This is a genomic window from Moellerella wisconsensis (assembly GCF_022592395.1).
In the GTDB taxonomy this organism is placed as follows: Bacteria; Pseudomonadota; Gammaproteobacteria; order Enterobacterales; family Enterobacteriaceae; genus Moellerella; species Moellerella wisconsensis.
Window position 1 is genome coordinate 1,745,347 of the sequence record NZ_CP093242.1, and the last position, 21,743, is coordinate 1,767,089.

At 39.2% G+C, this 21,743-nt stretch carries 19 protein-coding genes; 9 read left to right on the top strand and 10 right to left on the bottom strand.

Features of this window, described 5'->3' with window-relative positions; translation table 11 throughout:
- Positions 1-43: 43 nt before the first annotated feature.
- Genes minE through minC form a run of 3 tightly spaced genes read right to left on the bottom strand, consistent with a single transcriptional unit; the run spans position 44 to position 1,879 of the window.
- Positions 44-316: a cell division topological specificity factor MinE gene (gene minE / locus MNY66_RS07800; RefSeq protein ID WP_047256514.1), complete on the bottom strand. Its 273-nt coding sequence runs from the start codon at positions 314-316 to the stop codon at positions 44-46.
- 3 nt (positions 317-319) lie between these two features.
- Positions 320-1,132, bottom strand: coding sequence for a septum site-determining protein MinD (gene minD / locus MNY66_RS07805; RefSeq protein ID WP_047256515.1), 813 nt, complete (start codon positions 1,130-1,132; stop codon positions 320-322).
- A 24-nt stretch (positions 1,133-1,156) separates the two neighbouring features.
- A complete protein-coding gene (minC, locus tag MNY66_RS07810) occupies positions 1,157-1,879 on the bottom strand; it encodes a septum site-determining protein MinC (protein ID WP_047256516.1) in 723 nt (240 codons plus the stop codon).
- A 130-nt stretch (positions 1,880-2,009) separates the two neighbouring features.
- Here minC and MNY66_RS07815 point away from each other — a divergent pair, with 130 nt between their 5' ends.
- The 5 genes from MNY66_RS07815 (at position 2,010) to MNY66_RS07835 (ending at position 6,539) form a co-directional block, all read left to right on the top strand.
- A complete protein-coding gene (locus MNY66_RS07815) occupies positions 2,010-2,291 on the top strand; it encodes a YcgL domain-containing protein (protein WP_047256517.1) in 282 nt (93 codons plus the stop codon).
- 39 nt (positions 2,292-2,330) lie between these two features.
- On the top strand, positions 2,331-3,419 hold the full coding sequence (locus MNY66_RS07820; RefSeq protein ID WP_241501831.1) for a lytic murein transglycosylase: 1,089 nt from the start codon (positions 2,331-2,333) through the stop codon (positions 3,417-3,419).
- 25 nt (positions 3,420-3,444) lie between these two features.
- Positions 3,445-4,101 carry a fumarylacetoacetate hydrolase family protein gene (locus MNY66_RS07825; protein WP_047256519.1) on the top strand — a complete coding sequence of 219 codons (657 nt, stop codon included), beginning with the start codon at positions 3,445-3,447 and terminating at the stop codon, positions 4,099-4,101.
- 16 nt (positions 4,102-4,117) lie between these two features.
- Entirely contained in the window at positions 4,118-4,564 is a 447-nt protein-coding gene (locus MNY66_RS07830; RefSeq protein WP_197076012.1) for a YcgN family cysteine cluster protein, read from the top strand.
- A gap of 334 nt (positions 4,565-4,898) precedes the next feature.
- On the top strand, positions 4,899-6,539 hold the full coding sequence (locus tag MNY66_RS07835) for a Na+/H+ antiporter (RefSeq protein ID WP_241501832.1): 1,641 nt from the start codon (positions 4,899-4,901) through the stop codon (positions 6,537-6,539).
- Positions 6,540-6,714: 175 nt separating this feature from the next.
- On the opposite strand, the gene MNY66_RS07840 is transcribed toward MNY66_RS07835, so the two are convergent.
- From MNY66_RS07840 to MNY66_RS07850, 3 genes are all read right to left on the bottom strand, one after another.
- The gene (locus tag MNY66_RS07840; RefSeq protein WP_241501833.1) at positions 6,715-7,221 is read right to left on the bottom strand and encodes a GNAT family N-acetyltransferase; all 507 of its coding nucleotides are present in this window, start codon (positions 7,219-7,221) and stop codon (positions 6,715-6,717) included.
- Positions 7,222-7,553: 332 nt separating this feature from the next.
- The gene (locus MNY66_RS07845; protein ID WP_047256523.1) at positions 7,554-7,985 is read right to left on the bottom strand and encodes an META domain-containing protein; all 432 of its coding nucleotides are present in this window, start codon (positions 7,983-7,985) and stop codon (positions 7,554-7,556) included.
- A gap of 99 nt (positions 7,986-8,084) precedes the next feature.
- Complete coding sequence (locus tag MNY66_RS07850; RefSeq protein ID WP_047256524.1) at positions 8,085-9,083, bottom strand: 2-hydroxyacid dehydrogenase; 999 nt, start codon at positions 9,081-9,083, stop codon at positions 8,085-8,087.
- Between the two features lie 571 nt (positions 9,084-9,654).
- Here MNY66_RS07850 and MNY66_RS07855 point away from each other — a divergent pair.
- The 4 genes from MNY66_RS07855 to hrpA all read left to right on the top strand — a co-directional run bounded on the left by MNY66_RS07855 (position 9,655) and on the right by hrpA (position 16,991).
- Positions 9,655-12,270 carry a YdbH family protein gene (locus MNY66_RS07855; protein ID WP_241501834.1) on the top strand — a complete coding sequence of 872 codons (2,616 nt, stop codon included), beginning with the start codon at positions 9,655-9,657 and terminating at the stop codon, positions 12,268-12,270.
- Between the two features lie 10 nt (positions 12,271-12,280).
- Complete coding sequence (locus MNY66_RS07860; RefSeq protein ID WP_047256525.1) at positions 12,281-12,511, top strand: YnbE family lipoprotein; 231 nt, start codon at positions 12,281-12,283, stop codon at positions 12,509-12,511.
- A gap of 11 nt (positions 12,512-12,522) precedes the next feature.
- Positions 12,523-12,864 carry a YdbL family probable chaperone protein gene (locus MNY66_RS07865; protein WP_047256526.1) on the top strand — a complete coding sequence of 114 codons (342 nt, stop codon included), beginning with the start codon at positions 12,523-12,525 and terminating at the stop codon, positions 12,862-12,864.
- A gap of 224 nt (positions 12,865-13,088) precedes the next feature.
- On the top strand, positions 13,089-16,991 hold the full coding sequence (hrpA, locus tag MNY66_RS07870; RefSeq protein WP_241501835.1) for an ATP-dependent RNA helicase HrpA: 3,903 nt from the start codon (positions 13,089-13,091) through the stop codon (positions 16,989-16,991).
- Positions 16,992-17,002: 11 nt separating this feature from the next.
- On the opposite strand, the gene MNY66_RS07875 is transcribed toward hrpA, so the two are convergent.
- From MNY66_RS07875 to MNY66_RS07890, 4 genes are read right to left on the bottom strand one after another with little or no spacing between them, the layout of a single operon-like run.
- On the bottom strand, positions 17,003-17,965 hold the full coding sequence (locus tag MNY66_RS07875) for a fimbrial protein (protein WP_241501836.1): 963 nt from the start codon (positions 17,963-17,965) through the stop codon (positions 17,003-17,005).
- The gene (locus MNY66_RS07880; RefSeq protein ID WP_241501837.1) at positions 17,962-20,481 is read right to left on the bottom strand and encodes a fimbria/pilus outer membrane usher protein; all 2,520 of its coding nucleotides are present in this window, start codon (positions 20,479-20,481) and stop codon (positions 17,962-17,964) included. The genes MNY66_RS07875 and MNY66_RS07880 overlap by 4 nt, the downstream gene beginning before the upstream one ends.
- 3 nt (positions 20,482-20,484) lie before the next feature.
- Positions 20,485-21,159 carry a fimbrial biogenesis chaperone gene (locus tag MNY66_RS07885; protein WP_241501838.1) on the bottom strand — a complete coding sequence of 225 codons (675 nt, stop codon included), beginning with the start codon at positions 21,157-21,159 and terminating at the stop codon, positions 20,485-20,487.
- A gap of 49 nt (positions 21,160-21,208) precedes the next feature.
- Positions 21,209-21,736, bottom strand: a complete 528-nt coding sequence (locus MNY66_RS07890; protein ID WP_047256531.1) for a fimbrial protein — start codon at positions 21,734-21,736, stop codon at positions 21,209-21,211.
- Positions 21,737-21,743: the final 7 nt, after the last annotated feature.

The window sequence follows — 21,743 nt, forward strand, 5'->3', positions numbered from 1 at the left end:
TGCCGAGCTATAATAGGTGATCTATAACAGATGGCTATTGTAATTATTTACAGTCTTCGGTATCGGACTCGGGCAAGGTAACATTTAATTCAAGTACTGAAATATCATCATTTTTTTGCTCAAACTGCACCGAAAGCATCTCAGGATCGACCTGTACATATTTACAGATAACCGCTAAAATATCACGCTTCATTTCGGGTAAATAGGCCGGTTCGCAATCGCCACGCCGACGTTCTGCTACAATTATTTGTAAACGTTCTTTAGCGATATTGGCTGTCGTTTTTTTTCTCGACAGGAAGAAATCTAGTAAAGCCATGACTTATCCCCCAAATAGGCGTTTTAAGAAGCCTTTTTTCTCTTCTTCGATGAAACGGATAGGGCGGTCTTCACCTAAAATACGCTCGACACAATCACTGTATGCTTGTCCAGCATCAGATTCTTGGTCAAGAATAACCGGCTCCCCTTGGTTAGAAGAACGTAATACTGACTGATCTTCTGGGATCACGCCAATCAGTGGGATGCAAAGAATTTCGAGGACATCCTCCATGCTCAGCATATCACCACGACTTACACGTCCTGGATTATAACGGGTTAATAATAAATGTTCTTTAATCGCATCTTGGCCACGTTCAGCACGTCTTGATTTAGAAGCTAAAATGCCTAGAATACGGTCGGAGTCACGAACAGATGATACTTCAGGATTAGTGGTTATGATGGCTTCGTCAGCAAAGTAAAGCGCCATTAATGCGCCACTTTCAATCCCCGCAGGGGAATCACAAATAATAAAATCAAAACCTAAAGCTTCTAATTCATCTAATACTTTTTCTACGCCTTCACGAGTTAATGCATCTTTATCTCGTGTTTGAGAGGCAGGTAAAATAAACAGGTTTTCAGTACGTTTATCTTTTATTAATGCTTGATTTAACGTTGAATCACCCTGAATAACATTTACGAAGTCATACACTACACGCCGTTCACAGCCCATAATGAGATCGAGGTTACGTAAACCGATATCGAAGTCGATAACGACGGTTTTATTGCCTCTTTGTGCCAAGCCAGTAGCAATGGCCGCGCTTGAAGTGGTTTTACCAACGCCACCTTTACCTGAAGTAACAACAATTATGCGTGCCATGGAATCATATCCTTGTCATAAGGTCTAAATTAAATTTTCAATATGCAATTTATTATCAACTAAACTGAGTCTAGTTGCTTTACCAATAAAGTCAGTCGGGATCTGCTCGCTTAACCAATATTCACCCGCAATAGAGACTAGCTCTGCCTGTAAGTGGGTACAGTATATTTGACTTTCGGTATCACCCGAGGCACCGGCTAATGCTCGGCCTCGCATCATGCCATAAATATGGATATTACCATCTGCGAGTAATTCTGCGCCTGCACTAATATTACTGGTGACAATAAGGTCACTATTTGGTGCATAGATGCGCTGGCCTGAACGTACGGGCGTGTCAATTATACGTGTTTTTTTGAATTGGGGTTCACTAGGCGATACAGCAGGTGCCGGCTCTGGGGCCGTTTCAACTGGCGCTTGAGCCGCTTCAACGACCTTTTGTCCTTTACCTTCACTTAATAAAGGTAGATTAGCATGGGTAACTTGTTCACGTAGCTGAGGATCGGTACAGCCACTAATCCCGACTATTTTTAATCCAGTAGTCTGAATAATATTTTGTATGGCGACCAAATTCGCAGTAGGGGTCAATGCGGAGACATTAATCACCACAGGCGCATTAGTTAAAAAACCAGGCGCCTGCTTCATTTTTTCCTGAAGTGCTTTTTTGATGAGTTTAGGTTCTTCACTGTAAAGATGAAGAACAGAAAGCGTAAAATTACTGCCTTTTAGTTCAATGGGCGACTGTGACATCTATCCTGACTCAGCAAATTAAAATTCTCCGAAACAAAATTCGGGTGACGATATTCTGAAAAACAATAGCATGTTATAGTTACTGTATTCTTCAAGCAAGCCACAGTGTTAATAAAAAGAGTTAAAGATAATGATTTGTTCAATTTACCGTAGCCCGAATCGTGATCAAACCTATATTTATATTGAAAAGAAAGATGACTTTTCTCGCGTTCCTGAAGAGTTACTAAAACAGTTTGGAAAACCACAGTTCGCGTTACAGATCTCCTTGACAAACCGTGATAAATTGGCAAATGCCGATATCGAAAAAGTTAAATCAGAACTGATTGAATTTGGTTATTATTTACAGTTTCCACCACCGGTTGAAAACTTATTATCTAACTATTTAGAAACTAGCGAAAAAAAAGAAAATTAAGAAAATCCTGAAACCTTTTTATTTTTAAAGGATTAATAAATGAAACCGACGGTTATTTTTGCCCTTATCTCCAGTGTATTATTAACGAGTTGCTCTGCATCTAATAAAAATCATTCACCTGCGTTGACGATTACTCCCGCTCAGGAAGCCGTACTTGAACAACAAGTCACGGCATTGGATGTTGCTTTTCCTATTAGCCAACGTGAACCCGCTCAATTCGACGGTTATGTTGAGTTATTAAAACAGCATGCGCGGGCAAATGGAATTAGTGAATCCACTATTAATCGTGCTTTTGCTAATATTCATTTTATTGGGCGTGTGGTAAAAGCTGATCAGGGTCAACCAGAAAAACGAGCTACAGTAACCTTAGATAGCTATTTAAAAAATGTATTACCGGTCAGTAGAATTAATGCTGGTGCAGATAAGTACCAAGAAAATAAGACGTTGTTAAATGCGATTAGTGCTCGTTATGGTGTACCAGTGCAGTATATTGTTTCCCTATGGGGTTTAGAAAGTGGCTTTGGCCGCATGCAGGGTAAAGAAGATGTCATTTCTGCTCTGGCGACATTATCGTTTGAAGGGCGCAGAGAAGCACTGTTTAGCAAACAATTATTGGCAGCGTTAGAAATTATTGATAAAGGTTATATTCCTCAAGAGCAGCAGCTCAAAGGCTCGTGGGCGGGAGCAATGGGCCAAAGCCAGTTTATGCCAACCTCTTATCTGGCGTATGCCGCAGATGGTGATGGTGACGGCAAAATGGATATTTGGAATAATAAAGCCGACGTCTTTGCTTCAATTGCCAATTATTTATCTACCGAAGGCTGGCAAAAAAACCTTCCTTGGGGTTATCAAGTCAGTTTACCCGGTGGTTTTGATCGTCAGTTAGAAGGGGTGAAAACTCAGCAAGGGAAAACTGTTGCCGAGTGGCAGCGTTTAGGGGTGAAATTACCTGCAACCGCAAAATTGACGGCTAATACACCAACTTGGTTGGTGATCCCGGATGATCCCCAAGGGCGAACTTACTTAGTAACAGAGAATTTCCGGACTATCATGCATTGGAATCGTTCTTATTATTTTGCGCTTAGCGTATGCCTGATGGCCGATGGTGTCGAACAGAAAATCAAATAATTATTAACGATAGGAGTGGCTGCTAATGTATCAACATCGTGACTGGCAGGGCGCGTTACTTGAGTTTCCGGTGAATAAAGTGGTGTGTGTTGGTAGTAATTATACCAAGCATATTAAAGAGATGGGTTCTGTTGTTGCGGAAGAACCGGTGATTTTTATTAAGCCAGAAACTGCGCTGTGCGATATTAAGCAGCCGATTTCTATCCCTAAAGATTTTGGTGCTGTTCACCATGAAATAGAATTGGCGGTATTAATTGGCATGCCGCTTAAAAATGCCGATGAAGATCGTGTTTCTCGGGCGATTGCTGGATTTGCGGTAGCGCTAGATTTAACTTTACGTGATCTACAAACTAAATTTAAGCAGGCCGGACAGCCGTGGGAAAAAAGCAAAGCGTTTGACGGTTCTTGTCCGATTTCTGGTTTTGTACCGGTCAATGATTTGGCTGATCCTCAAGCGGTAACTTTATCATTATCAATTAATGGTGAACAACGCCAGTTGGGTAATACTCAAGAGATGATCACTCCGATACTGCCCTTAATTAGTTATATGTCGCGTTTTTTCACTTTACGTCCGGGCGATATTATACTGACAGGCACCCCTGAAGGTGTCGGTCCATTAGTGTCCGGTGATATGTTAAGAGTGGGTCTGAATGATTTATCACTGACTACTCGTGTTATTTAATTAAGGATTTATAAGAATTATGTCTCAACCGTTCTGGCAGGAAAAAACCTTAGATGAAATGAGTGACAGCGAATGGGAATCATTGTGTGATGGCTGTGGGCAATGTTGTCTGCATAAATTAATTGATGAAGATACCGATGAAATTTATTTCACCAACGTTGCTTGTAATCAGCTTAATATTAAAACCTGCCAGTGTAAGCACTATGAAGATCGTTTCAGCTATGAATCTGATTGTATTAAGTTAACTCGTGAAAATTTAAATACTTTTGAATGGTTACCGATGACATGTGCTTATCGATTATTATCAGAAGGTAAGCCTATTCCCGCATGGCATCCCTTAATTGCGGGCTCTAAATCCAAAATGCACGATGCCGGTATTTCTGTTCGTCATATTGCTGTACGCGAAATAGATGTTGTTGATTGGGAAGATCATATTTTAAATCGGCCACGTGGTAGAGGTTAAATCAAGCTCGTTATCCTCGCTCGATATTTTAGATAACCGACGGTATTAGTGTGATGCATCCTAGATACATGATATTTGAAGAATAGCAAGATATCAGTGAATAGCGTCGGATTATCTTATTTGTAGTCCTTATTAATAAGTAAAAATATTACCACTAGAAATCTGCGATAGGCTATTATTTACTCTTTTTCTGAGAAAGATACGCTTGCTTACAAATTTTTTAATCCAATTAACCCATAAATACGGATAGCTGACTTTACAAGCTACGTATTTTCTCGTTTACTTTTCGCAATATTAATTGCGCATAATGTTAACAAAGCAGAGTAATAAATTTATGGACATGGTAACAATCGTATTAGTTTTCTTATTAGCGGTAGTGATTAGCGTATTTGTTTCTAAACTTTTACGCGAAAAGATACCGCTGCCGATATTACAAATTGCTTTAGGTACAGGATTATCTACTTTAGGATTTGATGTTGAATTCGATCCACACTTATTCCTATTACTATTTATTCCACCGTTATTATTTTTAGATGGCTGGCGTATTCCTAAAGAAGCTTTATTTCATGAAATGAGGCCTATATTGTCATTAGCCATAGGTTTGGTGATTGTGACTGTTGTGGGCATGGGTTTATTTATACATTGGTTAATTCCGACTATTTCTTTAGCAATAGCGTTTGCACTGGCAGCAATTTTATCTCCAACCGATCCTGTTTCAGTCTCGGCGATGACGGTTAATTCACCGTTACCTTCACGTATTGCGCATATTTTAGAAGGCGAATCGCTGTTAAATGATGCTACCGGTCTGGTATGCTTTAGTTTTGCGGTTATGGCGACATTAACCGGTACGTTCTCGTTCTCTTCAGCGACTGGCGAATTTTTTATCGTTGCTTTAGGGGGAGGATTAGTTGGATTAGTGGTGGCTTGTGGTATCGGGCAATTGAACCAATTTTTAGTCAAGCGCACAGGTGAAGAGCCAGGCATTCAAATCCTGATCAGTTTATTAATTCCTTTTACTGCATACTTAGTAGCTGAGCATTTACATGTATCAGGGATCCTTGCTGCAGTAGTTGCCGGAATTGCGATGCACTATGAACGATTAGTTGGGCGTATGCAATCAGCAACTCGAGTGCAAAGTAAAGCAGTGTGGGACACGATTCAGATTGCATTAAATGGCATGATCTTCATTCTTCTCGGAGAGCAATTACCACGGCTGTGGCGTTCATTGCCACAAGTTGCTGAGTCTCTTGGTGTTTCTCACGTATGGGAATTATTTGGTTACGTTATTATTATCACCCTCATGCTTGGTGCGCTGCGCTTTGTATGGGTGTGGTTAGCCATGTCAATGACTCTGTTTCAACGCCGCAACAAAGATAAATCACAATCACGTCCGCGCTTACATTTGCGTTTAATTGCCGTAATGGCTGTTTCCGGGGTCCGTGGGGCGATTACTTTTGCTGGTATATTAACGCTTCCATTGGTTATGATGGATGGCTCGGCATTCCCACATCGTGATTTGGCGATTTTTATTTCTATGGGGGTTATTCTATGCTCCTTGCTGATTGCTAGCATGACATTACCCTTTTTAACCCGTGGTTTGACTCATAATCTGCCGTATGATGATGAAGAGATCCAAGCGCGTTTTGCTTTAAATGAAGCAGCTATTATCCATTTACGTAACCAGATTAATCATCCCGGTGACGATTTAGATGAAATGGCTTTACGTGCAGAAGTCGGAAATTATTTATTAGAAATCTATGAACGTCATTTAGATAATAATGGTGCTGATAATAGTGGCTCCGATATTCAACAATTCGTTAAAATGGAGAAACAATTATCGCGTTCAGCACTACAGGCTAAGCGTGCTAAATTAGTTCAATTACGTAAAGATAGAAATATCAGTGAACAAGTTTATATCCATTTACGCCATGAGTTAGATTTAAAAGAAGAAACCTTGAACCACCGTAAAAAATAGTAGGTTTAATTTTTACATAGTGGTTTTACAAAGTGCTTTTTTATAATAACTTTACATGAGTAATAATAACCGCCCCAATAAGTCTATTCATTAGCTTATGGGGTGGTTGTACTTGCCAGATTAGTGAGTATTCAGAGCTATTTATCAGGCTGCTTTCTCGGTATATTCTCGACCATTACTCCCCGCGCATTACCAGCCAACGTTTATTTAATAATTCAAATTCAGCCACTTTTTGCATGCCTATTTTTTGATGGGCTTTTAGTGAAGCAATATTATCGCTATTGATAAAAGCCACCGCTTGACCACTATTTTGTTGGCACATTTGCTGGTATAAGCGGATAAGCAGAGATTGCCCGCGATAATGTTCAGCGATACAGACTGGTCCATAAAACCAATTATTTTGGCTTATTGCAGGAAAGCGTCGATTAATTTCTTGGGCGATAGGAGGCAGTGATGGGGAATTAACCGGGAAACTAAATAATACACCGATCACGTTATTAGGATGACTACTTGACTGATCAAGGGCAATAATAGAGTTTAAGCTAGATTGATACATTCTAGCCACTTTAGCATTCGGAAACTCACCAAATAACCCCCCATGATGTGTAGCTGAATTAGCTTGTAATAATTCCGCTACCATTGCGGTATCCTCTAATGTCATTGCTCTTATTGTAATATTCATTTATGTTCCTTCGAATTGGTGAGACTAACGAAAAGAAACGACTGATATAATATAAGCCTCTATTGAGATATTTTTCTCTGTCAATATCAATGATATAAGCATAATCTGATAACTTATGGAGCGTTTATGCCAAGTTTATTAACGGTTAACTTGATGAGTAAATATGGAGTCTTCTTTATTTTACCGTCAGATTATTTGGCTCAATGGCCATTATGGGCTCTAGGCATAATGTAATATTGGGTGAAATACAAATGTGTTATATAGAGGAATAGATAGAAGTCAGACGGCCAAAAAATAGCCGTCTGACGATATTAATCTGCCCGTCTGGTGGATTAATAAACCCAGTCTCTGAGGGTATAGGTTAACTGATTTTTCCCCTGAGATAACACCAATAAATTTTGGGTTAATTGTATCTTGGCACCTTGATTGAGCATTTTGCTAATTAGTTGATCCCATTGAGATAAATTTTCATTGATACACAGCATATCGGTCATTGCTAGTTGTTTCACGAAAAGCTTACCATCAACAATATGCCCCATTCCAGTGAACTGATTACACATTGCACCGGAGACAAACATGTTTTCACCAAACTCGATAGATGGCGCGCCGCGTGTTACTGTTACCGGCTGGCCATTGACTAGGGTAAGAACATAGTTATGGTGCATCAACTGTTTTTCAACCAGTTGATTATCGGCTGAAACTTTAGGCGATTGACACGCCGAAAGAACCAGCATACTCAGCGCTAAAGAGATAACACGTTTCATTTAAACTCAACACTACTTTAGTGATTAACTGTCGCTATATATCCAACATTAACGCCAACCTCAGCGTCAACGGTGCTATGTCGCCATCGGCTGGTGGGCTTAAGCGGTTACTCTATTTGGGCAGGATTCGCCTTGTTTAAGTTGGCGAATATTCATCAAGGTAGTTTCACTGATGCTGTTGAGCGCTTCTTCCGTCAGAAATGCTTGATGCCCTGTAAATAAAACATTATGACAAGAAGATAGACGGCGGAACACATCATCTTGAATTACATCATTTGATTTATCTTCAAAGAATAGTTCTCTTTCATTTTCATACACATCCATTCCTAAAGAACCAATTTTTTGGGCTTTCAGAGCATTAATTGCCGCTACAGAGTCAATTAATGCACCTCGGCTGGTATTGACAATCATTACACCACTTTTCATTTTATTAAATGCATTTTCATCTAACAGATGATGATTTTCTGCGGTTAATGGGCAATGCAAAGAGATGACATCCGATTGTGATAGCAACGTATCTAAATCAACGTATTCTGCGCCGAGATCGAGAACTACTTGATTTGGATACGGATCATAGGCTAGTAAGCGCATGCCGAAACCTTTCAATATACGCAAGGTAGCTTGACCAATTTTTCCGGTTCCAATTACGCCCGCAGTCCGATTATGCATATTAAAGCCGGTTAACCCTTCAAGAGAGAAATTTGCATCCCGAGTACGTTGATAAGCTCGATGAATACGACGATTTAAGCACATCATCATCCCTATCGTGTGTTCAGCAACGGCTTCCGGGGAATATGCTGGAACTCTAACCACTTGAATACCTAATTCTTGTGCAGCTTGCAGGTCAACGTTATTAAAACCGGCGCAGCGTAAGGCTAAAATTTTAATATTTAACGCGGCTAGTTCTTCGAGTACTTCACGGCTAGCATCGTCATTAACAAATATACATACCGCATCTGCACCGACGGCTGTTTTAGCTGTTTGCGCGGTTAATGAAAAATCAAAATATTCGATATCAAAATGGAAGCCCGCATTTTGGTTAACTTGCTCCATATATTTGCGGTCATAATGTTTGGTACTATACGAGACGAGTTTCATGGGTAAATCTCCACTTATCAGGAACCCAAAATAAAAAACACAACAAAATAATCTAATTAAAATTGTGTAATGATCAAATTCCTATTGTTTGAATATAATATACCTATCGGCCTACAAGTTGTAGGGTAGCAGCTTATCTTGGTTAAGATATTTTTAGTTATTGCCATCGATTTGAACTTGATGTTGCTATTGCTAATCGACTGCGGTAGTGCAATATTTTCTCATATCGCGAGCGCTATATTTATTCTCTAGGTATCTTTTTTTGCTATAGACTACTCTGTTCTAAATTAGTAGTGGTAAAAGGATTGAAAACAAAAAAGGCAACATTTTCTTTTGGCTATCCGTTATTATGGGGCTATTGATTATGATGCTTGTTTATGAAGCCTAGTTATTATAGACGAGATAGCTTTAACTGTACGTTATACTGATGGAATAACTGTATAGAATAATGACTTTGAATAATAGCTCAAAACACATAATAGTACTAAATCGAGATGTATAATCAGCGCGATGTAATCACTTATAAAAATAAAAGCAACGCATTAAATTGATAAATTAAAGGACCGTTTTAATGAAACCAACACTAAAAATTCTCTCCGGTATTTTAGGACTCATTTTAGTGTCGCTGATTACATTATGGCTTACCGTGACCCATTGGCTCCCATTGGTGGCTAAACCTTATCTTCCTGAAGGAGTGACGCTGTCACTTTCTCAGCCGCAAATAGATTTTTCTCGCGCCGCTTTAGATATTAGTCAGTTACAGCTCAAAGTTGATGATTGTCGGTTATTACAACTGCAAGGCGCGACTATTTCAGGGCTTAGTTCAGGGTTTAGTGCAAACGATAGCGATGTATTATCGATGAATATTGCGCATCTTAAAACTAATAGCGCTTGTTTACACCAGTTACCCGTCACAGAAACTCATAATCCACCAACCGATGTTCATTCACTGCTGGCTAATTTACCGGCGTTTAAACTTAATATTACTGATATTAGAGATGAAGAATGGCAAAAATATCATGGCGAATTATTGATTGATGCCCAACCAGAACATGGTAGCCAACTGATTTTTCAGGGAGATAATTTACAACTCAGCGCTGAAATTACTGATAATGATCAGTTAACTATCAACCAACTGATGCTGAAATTAGATGATCAACAGCTTAATCTTAACGGACAATTAACCCTGCCAATCACGACTGACTCCATGCCTCAACAAGGCGAGGTTAGCGGCGTGGTTATGTTGCAGGAAAGCCAACAACGGTGGCAGGTTGATTTGAGCTGGCAACAATCACAGGGGATGCTGTCGATTAAGGATATGCAACAATCCACACCGTTAGCGATGCTTCCATGGCGCATTAATTCACATACGCTATCTATACAGCAAGGAATATGGCAGTGGCAACAGGACGGATTGCCCCTGCGTGGCGGTATTAATTTACAGTTGGATAATTGGCAAGATGCACTGGCCGATATGCGTGTTAGTGCCCGAGTCAATATGGTGACCGAGGGAAGTAAAGGCAAAGGGAACCTAGTGTTAAGTTTAGCGCCTAGTCCGATTAATCTATTGCAATCCGAGATGCTATTTAGCCTAAATGGACGGGTTAAATATGATGATATGATTGTTGATGTTCGGTTACCGGCCAGGCTCTCTGGACCATTGCTTTCGCCGAAAGTTACATTTCAGCCACAGGCATTATTACGCGCTTATGGGCAGCTTTCACCGACAATGACATTACAAGAAGCGCGTTGGCCATTAGCGGGAACAGCTGTTGATCTTGATGGGGTTACAGGGCGCTTACAGGCTATTGTTAAATTTCAGGAACGTTATTGGGGCAATTTTAATTTACACCTCGATGGTCGAGCTGAGAACTTTAGCCTCAATCAAGGCCTTTGGCAATGGCGTTATTGGGGAGATGCTAAACTGCCCGCGTTGAATGCTGATTGGGATTTACAAGGTCGCGGTGCTTGGCACGATTCTTTGCTGAGCGTTAATAGCCTCAATACTGGCTTTAATCGGATTGAGTACGGTTTAGTTTCGATGTCAAAACCACGCCTCATATTAACTGAGCCATTGATTTGGCAACGAAATGCCGATATCGCCGATTTTAAAGGGGCATTTTCACTGAGTACTCAGAGGATGACGTTTGGTGAGAATAGTTATTTGCCGCCGACCACTATTAATGCCACTGTACGCGGAAAATCACCGTCTGATTTTTCCCTCAATGGTAATTTGTCTGCGCAACAAGTAGGACCAATTCCGTTCTATTCTCGTTGGGATGGCAGTCGTTTACGTGGTATGGCGCGTTGGCCGAAACAGCCGATGACGGCATTCCAAACATTGATACCGCCTGATTTGGCAATAACGCTACGTGAAGGTGATTTTTATGCACAAGCGGCATTTTCTATCTCTGCTGAGCAGGGATTTATTGGGGGGGGACACTGGCGAGTTAAAAATGCCGGTATGTGGCTAAAAGATGGCGATATCGAAGGTGTTGATTTTGTTTTGCCTTGGCGCTTGCAGCAAAGCACTTGGCAACTGGGTATTCATTCACCGGTACAATTACGCATTAAACAGATTAATAATTTATTTGAGCTCAGTGATATTACTGCCGATTTGAGCGGTTATTATCCACCCAGTGACAGCCACCCATTACAGCTGAAAGCGGTGGGACTACGTTTATTAGACGGGCAGCTTAGTTTACCTCTATTACGTTGGCCGCAACGAGAACCGGCGACCATTAAAATCAGTAATATTGAATTGAGTCGTTTATTTAGTACGCTAAAAGTTAGTCAGTTTGCCTTATCCGGTAGAGTTGATGGTGAACTTCCTTTTTACCTGACTAACCCCGAATGGATTATTCATCAAGGATGGATCACAAATCGGGGACCATTAACTTTGCGTATTGATCCACAATTTATGCAATCAATTAAGCAGGATAATATCTCTGCCGGTGCTGCGATGAGTTGGTTAGATTATCTTGAAATTAGTCAGAGCCAAGCCGAGGTTAATTTGTCTAATCTTGGCCAGTTAACTTTACGTGCTAGGGTGAAGGGATTGAACCCCTTAGCTGAGAAAAAGCGCGAAGTGCAACTCAATTATCATCATGAAGAGAATGTGTTCCAATTATGGCGTAGTTTACGTTTTGGCAGTAATTTAGAACAATGGCTTGAGAAAAACCTATAGGGAATAAGCGATGAACAAAGTCCGTTATTCATCAATCGGTATGCTGGGTTTAATGGTATTAATGTTATCTGGTTGTCTACGATTAGAAGTTGCGACGCCGGATAAGCCGATTACGATTAATATGAATGTAAAAATAGAACATGAGATCCAAATTAAAGTTGATCGCCAAGTTGAAGAACTATTAAAAGATAATGCCGATTTGTTTGGTGAGGTATTAACTAAACCACAAACCACCAATTAAGGAATAATATGATGACCTCTTGGATACGTGGCTGGAAATGTGCGGTATTTTTAAGTGCAATATTATGCAGTTATACCGCCTGTGCGCTTACGCTAGATGAAGCTAAAAATCAGGCGCTGGTGGGAGAAACTCTGTCCGGATATTTAGCGGTGATTGAAAGTAATAATCCACAGGCGCTTAAATTGGTTACAGATATAAACGCACAGCGACAACAAAAATACACCGAAATCGCGCGCAATAATCAGTTAAAAACTGCCGAGGTAGCCAAAATTGCTGGAGCAAAATTAATTGAACGTGCCAGTAGTGGTGAATATGTTCGTGGCTTAAATGGACAATGGCTTAAGAAAAAATAAATAGCTCCGATATGGATAGTTTTATGTTGAGTTGTTCAGCTATAGCTTAATTTTATGAAAATAATTAATAATAACGATGAATTTAAGTGCTTAAGACAGTGAGAACAATATTTAGATTGATGCTTATTTTGAAAGTTTTTTTCAGCGCAAATGGGGTGTGATACTATTTGGGTAATTATTTAAGCTATAACAGCATATTGTGGATACCATAAGGATTTATTAGAGTGAAATCCGATTTAGCAGCCTTACAGGCTGAAATTAATCAGACATCGTTGCGTGATCAGCGACAACTGAATAAACGGCTGCATGGCGTAGCAAAAATACGCAATGAAAAATCTCGTGAAGCCGTTATAGAAGCTATTACTAAAGATATACTTTTGGCACAACAGAAAATAGAAAATAGACGTATTAATCTGCCAAAAATTGTTTATCCCGCCAATCTGCCGGTAAGCCAGAAGAAAGAAACTATTTATGAGGCTATTCGTGATAACCAAGTGGTTATTATTGCCGGTGAAACAGGATCAGGGAAAACCACTCAGATCCCTAAGATTTGCCTTGAATTAGGCCGGGGAATTACTGGCTATATTGGACATACCCAGCCTAGGCGTTTGGCCGCGCGTTCGGTAGCAAATCGATTGGCCGAAGAGCTAGAATCACCCGTCGGATCAGCGGTGGGCTATAAAGTCCGTTTTAATGATCAGGTAGGTGAAAATACTCTGATAAAACTTATGACTGACGGCATATTACTGGCCGAGTTACAGACCGATAAGCTGTTGCTGCAATACGATACATTGATTATCGATGAAGCGCATGAACGCAGTTTAAATATTGATTTTATTTTAGGTTATTTACGTCAGTTACTGCCTAAGCGGCCTGATCTAAAAGTAATTATTACCTCTGCAACTATCGATCCTGAGCGTTTTTCCGATCACTTTAATCATGCGCCTATTATTGAAGTTTCAGGGCGTACTTATCCGGTAGAAGTCCGTTATCGTCCAGTGATGGGCGAAGATAATGACGGTGATCGCGATCAGCTCGATGGTATTATCGATGCAGTCAATGAACTAGAACGAGAAAGTGCCGGCGATATTCTCATCTTTATGAGTGGTGAGCGTGAAATTCGTGACACGGCAGACGCATTAAATAAATTGCAGCTGCGGCATACTGAAATATTACCTTTATTTGCGCGGCTGTCGAACAGTGAACAAAATCGTATTTTCCAGTCGCATACCGGGCGACGAATTATTCTGGCGACTAACGTGGCAGAAACCTCGTTAACCGTTCCGGGAATTAAATATGTGATTGATACTGGATACGCGCGTATTAGTCGTTATAGTTACCGAACTAAAGTACAACGATTACCGATTGAGCCAATATCGCAGGCGTCAGCTAACCAGCGTAAAGGGCGTTGCGGTCGTGTATCTGACGGTATTTGTATTCGCCTGTATTCAGAAGAGGATTTCTTATCTCGTCCGGAATTTACCGATCCTGAGATCCTTAGAACCAATTTAGCCTCGGTTATTTTGCAAATGACCTCGATTGGTTTAGGCGATATCAGTGGATTTCCTTTTGTCGAAGCGCCAGATAAACGCAATATTCAAGATGGGGTGCGGCTACTGGAAGAGCTAGGCGCGTTATCCGCACATCCAAACAGTGAAAAAGGCTATCAATTAACCCAAATGGGGCGGCAGTTGGCGCAATTACCGGTTGATCCTCGATTGGCGAGAATGGTAATTGAGGCGCGAAAACATGCTGCCATCAGAGAAGTTATGGTGATAGTGGCTGCATTATCGATTCAAGATCCGCGTGAGCGTCCGTTAGATAAACAGCAGGCAGCAGATGAGAAGCATCGTCGTTTTCATGATAAACAATCTGACTTTATGGCTTTTCTCAATCTGTGGGATTATTTACGCGAACAGCAAAAATCGCTCTCTTCCGCCCAGTTTAAAAAACTATGTCGCCAAGATTTTGTAAATTACTTGCGCATTAGAGAATGGCAAGATGTCTATACTCAATTAAGGCAAGTCATTAAAGAACAAGGTTTTATGATTAATAGCGAGGCTGCTGATTATCGAGCCATTCATCTCTCCTTATTATCAGGTTTATTGTCACATATTGGGCAAAAAGACAGCGATAAGAATGAATATACCGGTGCTCGAAATGCCCGTTTTACGCTGTTCCCCGGGTCTGGGTTGTTTAAAAAACCACCTAAATGGAGCATGGTGGCTGAACTGGTTGAAACCAGTAAACTGTGGGGACGGGTCGCTGCGGCGATTGAACCTGAATGGATTGAGCCACTCGCGGAACATTTAATTAAGCATCATTACAGTGAGCCCCATTGGTCTAAAGCTCAGGGCGCTGTTATGGCTTCGGAGAAAGTGACTTTATTTGGTTTGGCAATTGTCGCGGCAAGGCCGGTTAATTATGGCAAGATAGACCCGCTATTATGTCGTGAGCTGTTTATCCGCCATGCGCTGGTGGAGGGCGATTGGCAAACGCGCCATGCGTTTTTCAAAGAGAATCGAAAACTGCTATTAGAAGTTGAAGATCTTGAGCATAAATCCCGTCGCCGCGATATTTTGGTCGATGATGAGATTTTATTTGCGTTCTATGATCAACGTATTCCGAACGATGTTATTTCTGCTCGTCATTTTGACCGCTGGTGGAAAGAAGCCGCGAAAAAAGATCCCGAACTGCTCAATTTCGAAAAGAGCATGCTTATTAAAAAAGATGCCGCAAGTGTGTCAGCGCTTGATTATCCCAATTTTTGGTATCAGGGAGAGCTTAAATTCCGGGTTAGTTATCAGTTTGAACCGGGAACTGATGCCGATGGGGTGACAATTCATATTCCATTAGCGGTGCTAAACCAAGTTCAAGAAAATGGCTTTGATTGGCAAGTGCCGGGTTTACGCCAAGAACTGATCATTGCGTTGATTAAATCTTTACCGAAGCCTATCCGCCGCAACTTTGTACCCGCGCCAAACTATGCTTCTGCATTTTTAGAGCGAGTTCCCAACCCTGAAGGCCAGCTATTAGATACCTTAGAGCGTGAATTACGTCGTATGACTGGTGTCACGGTGAATAGAGATGATTGGCAATTAAATCAATTACCTACCCATTTAAAAATCACCTTCCGTATCATTGGTGATAAAAATAAAACGATAGCAGAAGGTCAAGATCTCGATCATTTAAAGAAACAGCTAAAACTTAAAGTTCAGCAAACGCTCTCTGAAGTTGTCGATGATGGAATTGAACAAAGCGGTTTGCATATTTGGAGTTTTGGTCAGTTACCTCAACGCTATGAACAGAAGCGAGGAGGGTACTCGGTTAAAGCATATCCGGCATTAGTGGATGAGAAAGATAGTGTCGCAATTAAAGTTTTTGAAACCGAATTCGAGCAGCAAAAAGCCATGAGAACAGGGCTTCGTCGTTTATTGTTGCTGAATATCCCATCGCCGATTAAATATCTGCATGAAAAGTTACCGAATAAATCTAAATTAGGATTGTATTTTAATCCTTACGGCAAAGTTCTAGATTTAATCGACGACTGTATTACTTGCGCTATCGATAAATTAATTGAGCAGCGCGGCGGTAATGTTTGGGATGAACAACAATTTAGCCAGCTACAAGAGTATGTTCGTGCTGAATTAAATGACACGGTTGTTGATATTGCCCAACAAGTCGAGCAGATCCTTACTGCCGTATTTGCGATTAATAAACGTTTAAAAGGCCGAGTAGATATTGCTTTAGCCTATTCATTGTCCGATATAAAAGCGCAAGTATCCGGGTTAGTTTTCCGCGGTTTTGTGACCGAACATGGATGGAGTAAACTTGCCGATACACGCAGATATTTATTAGGGATCGAACGCCGGTTAGAAAAGTTAGCGGTTGATCCTAATCGCGATCGCGCTCAAATGAATCGTGTTGAGCAGGTACAAAAGTTATGGCAACAATACATTGCTAAATTAAATCCTATTCAGCAGCAACAAGCCGAAGTGAAACAAATTAGATGGATGATAGAAGAGTTGCGCATTAGTTTATTTGCTCAACAATTAGGTACACCATATCCTATTTCAGATAAACGGATTATCCAGGCTATCGATCAATTAACCTTTCAAAGTAATTAATACAGCAACGGTTATGGATAAAGTAATTGCAAAGTAACGGTTAAATTAGCCCGCCCCGGTTTAATTACTGGGGCGTATTGTATATATTGTGCGCTAAAATATTCGCTATGTAATAAGGTGTCTGCTAACCGGTTAACCCTCACCGCTTGATTAATATTAATCCGTTTTCCTTGATGGTTAATAACTAAACCTATTCCCTCAGCGCGATGATGGTGCCTATTAAGCTCAAAAATAGTGCTATCCGAGGCTCTATTACCACGAAAGATTAACGATAAAGAATTAATGTTGGAGCATTGTAGCGAAAGCTTAAATGATAACGCCGGCGAATAGCTACCTATACCGTTAAAATAACGTGCATTAACTTTGCCCATTCTTACGGTAATATGATTGGGTGATAAAATACAGCTTGGGCTAATAATCCGGGTATTTGATAATTGATAGCGTATGACACTGAGATGATTAATCGAAGCGTCTATCAGCTGAATATCAGCTATTTTCCCTGATCCTGTGTTAGATGCTGTTTTAATTAATTGGATGGTGATAGTTTTAAAACTATTAATACAATAAGCAAAAGCATGAATTCTTTTTTTACAGCGTGAGAGATGATTATCTAGATAAGGCAGTGATGTGGTAGTATTCGCCTGTTTATTAAACATAAATCTAATCCCAATTCCTGCTATCCCACTATCATAAGTAGAATTACCCCCTGTAGATAAACGATTAAATTGACTGTTTCCCCAGCTGACGGCTTGCGGTGCATCACATATTGCGACTAAGGCCGAAGGACCTTGGGTATTAAAATCTTGCTGATGAATAATACTGCCGATAGGTAAATCAGCGGCTATAATTAATTGCCCAAATGAGACCGTGGTGATCGCAGGGGATTGGGGCGCCATATATTGACAGGATGCTGATAATACTCCGGGAATATAAGCTAGAAAGCAGCTTAATAATAGAATGATTGATATTTTCATTCTGACTGACTCTGACAAATTTCAGCAATGGTATAAATAAGCTGATTATTTTTATTGCTAGGTAATTTATAAGTAAAAATACAAGATTGCTGATTTTTAACTCCCCAATCAATAGTAACCTTGCCCTGGTTAGGCATGCCACTGAGATATAATTGACCTTGTTCATCAACTATCCCATTAATTAATCGTGGTGGCTTATTTTCGACTAAAACAATTGCACTCGCCGATGCGCCAAAGGGAATTGGTTTTTTATTCGATTGTTTAAGGCTGAAAAAAATTTTATTCCCTTGATAAACTGTATAATTGACTTTCACAAAAGCCCCTGTGGTTGGAATAACACGTTTATTATTATCAGGAATTTCAACTGATACAGGAAAAGTACTCGTATCCAATGATAGATAATTAAGCCGGTAAGGTTGTAAATGACTGACTACGGCATGGCCGTTATAATCAGTTTTTGTATGAACCTGATTATCTAGAGCCACACCTTTAATAGCAGGTATGTTAATAAGTGCGGAAGTTTCACCGAGTTGGGGAGTGAAATATATTCCTGAAGTATGGGCAATCATGGCCCCTTTGAGGCTATAATTAATACGATGTTGATTATCTCCATAGCCATATCCCGCATTTAAAATATAATTTTCATGGGTATATTGAAGCGACCCTTGGTTATCGATGAGGTGTTCAGATTGAGGATTGATTTGATGATCTTGCTGATAACTATAATTCAGGCTGTTATTCTGACTGAGATAACCACTAATCATCATTTGATGGCTCTGTTCCCCATTACCTGAAAATTGGTTGCGGTAACTTATATTACTATTATTGAAATAATCATTATTTAAGTAAGTATAATCTGAATTCCCTTGAGGCAATAATTTAGCTAATGGCAGCATAAAATTAAACGCTAAAATACGTTCCTTTTCATTACGATCTGCTGCATATCTTGCCGTATAGTGTACTGAGTAATAGATATTATTCCATGAGGACGAATAGCTCAGATTAATTAATTGGTTGTTTCTAGAGTTATCAGGATAAGAATGATAACTCAATGATAAATTTAATAGACCTAATGTAAATAGTGGCTGATTAATATTAAATCGTAATAATCCTTGTTTTTGTTCATTATTAATCGGGCTATCAATAAAGGTTGTAAAACCTGTAAGTGAAGGCCGAGTAAACCAATAGCCACTTAAATTGATGTCACTGCCTATCATTGGCAGTGTGGCACGATATTCAAGATGAAAGGTTAAAGCCAGTTTGTTTTGGCTGTAATGTTGTGTAACATCGCTTGAGATAGCACCGAAAGGATACAGCGAAAAAGCACCGCCTAATAAAATAGATTGATATTGCTGGGAAATTAATACATCGCTATATCCAGTAAAATGATTAGTTAATCCTGAGGCGAACTGACCGTGTATAAAAAATAATTTATTTGGCTGTATAGTTAATAAGGACTGAGTTGTGGATAAAGAATAGCGGCCTATATTACTAGAAAATCGAAATTGTCCTTTTCTTAGCATTGGGGCAAGAGAAGAAAAACGATATTCAATTTTTCGTACCATCTGATTATTTTCTTGAATAGTAACCTCGAGTACGCCTTGGGTAGAGAAGGGATGCAGATCATCAATAATAAATGGTCCAGCAGGAACCGTAGTTTGATAAATAATATTCCCTTGTTGCCGAACAGTAACTTGGGCGGCTGTTGTAGCTATCTCATAAATTACTGGAGCATACTCTCTATCTTGTTGAGTATATAAATTATCTTCGTTATAAAGACTCAGCCCTTCAAAATTAAATGAAGTGATAAAATCAGCCTGTAGATATTGTTTGCCTAATACTAATTGGCTCTTTATTTTAGGAATAGATCGACTAAGCGTAAAACGAGTATTTTGCCATTGGTGATAATCTTGATCATAAGCGCTGGTTTGCCTAAGCCGCCAAGCGGACAGATTAATTCCATTATTAAGTGAGACGAAATAATGATTGTTAGTTCGGTTACCTTTTAATCTATTGTTGCCACTCAGATAATAATCACTAAAAAAGACATTTACACCATTATCCCACTGACTTTCATCTATAATATCAGTTGTTTTTTTGGCTAAGTTAATTTGTGGAATAGTCAATTGCAAAGATAAGCTTTCTACTGAAAAAGAAAAAATACTATAAGGAATAAGAGTTAACAAATTATATTGAGGTCCATCACTTTTAGAGGGAGTTAACTGCTCGATTATAAAGGATTGCAAGCCCAATTGTTGAAGCTGTAATCGTGTGAATTGTGGTGTGAGAATATTATTCTTTAGAATAAATAATATATTATCTTTACCAAGATGCTGTTCATTAACGTATATATCAATCAGATATTCACCCGCAGGAACTCGATTATCTTCTGATAATAAACGTACATCAAGCTGGGTATCACCGATATTTTCTAATGCATCAAGATTAAAATGATAGGACTGCCCCCATAAATTTAAAGGTAAAGACGATAATAGTATTACAATTAATTTTTTCATCTATCAGGTCATATCGTTAATAATAGTTTGAGTTTGCTCGGGTGTTTTACCACCATAATCGTTAAGAGCAGACCAAGATAAAATAGCCTTAGGTTGATTTTCTATAGTCCAATTTTTCTGACTAAAAGGAGAGAGCATACCTGGTGTCATGATTTCTTGCTGATTAATATATAAATCTCTAAAAGTAATATAAACTGCCGTTGGATTATATGCAGTCAATTGATTCCCTTTTAGTGAGAATAGGATTTTTTCAGCAGCATTGACGGCTATTTCATTTAAATTACTAGGGCGATAAATTAATTTAAAACTTGATTTAACAATAATATGTAAATTATTTTGTCCAATATCATCATATGCAGGTAATGATTTCACATGTAGCCAAAATAACATTTCTTTATCTTGAGGTAATTGTTGCGATAATTTTATTATTCTAACTTTATTCTTACTATTAGGATAAGATTTAAATAGTGGGGGAGTGAGAATAAATTGTGTTGTTTTTACATTTTTATCATCCTCAATCCATGATTGGACTAAATATAATGTTTCAGATGATAAATTATCTATACTTAAGGATAATTCATTATCATTTTCGGAATAAATAAAACGTGTACCACTTACTGTTATTCCTGCTACTGAATTAAACGAGATGAATAGTAGTATTATTAGGCTAATCTTCATTTAATATCCCTATAGCAAGGGAAACATGGTTTCCCTTGAATATCCTTAGTTAATCATAAATAACATTAAAATGGATTAATGAATTTGCATTGCCAGGGGTAATGGTTGCTCCTGTGGCAATATACTTAGCAATAAAACGGACTTCAACTTCTTGTTGTTTATTAATTGTATGTTGTTCCATTTCTTGGTTTAACGGCAACAACTGTAAGCTACTTTGATTATAAATCCCAATAGCAATTCCTGTCGCTGCTTGACCTCCGCTAGAAGGGTTTAATCCCAATAATGCATTATTAGTTTTATCTCTACGACCATCAAATTTAATCTGTATCTTTTTATATTCAGTTGGGCAGTTCTTTAATTTAATGCTAAATGGGGTTGCTGAGGAGGTGGTATTAATTCCATTAAATGTAGTGATAGGAACTTTACCTAAACTAATAATTTGATTTACGTAGTTAGTATCTACATTACATGAGTTAGGTATAATAGAACCTGTAAATCTAATTTGGCCATCTGAAGCATGAGTAGTGAAACTATTAATTAATAGTGCTGATAACACACATAAAGTATATTTTTTCATTGTTTAT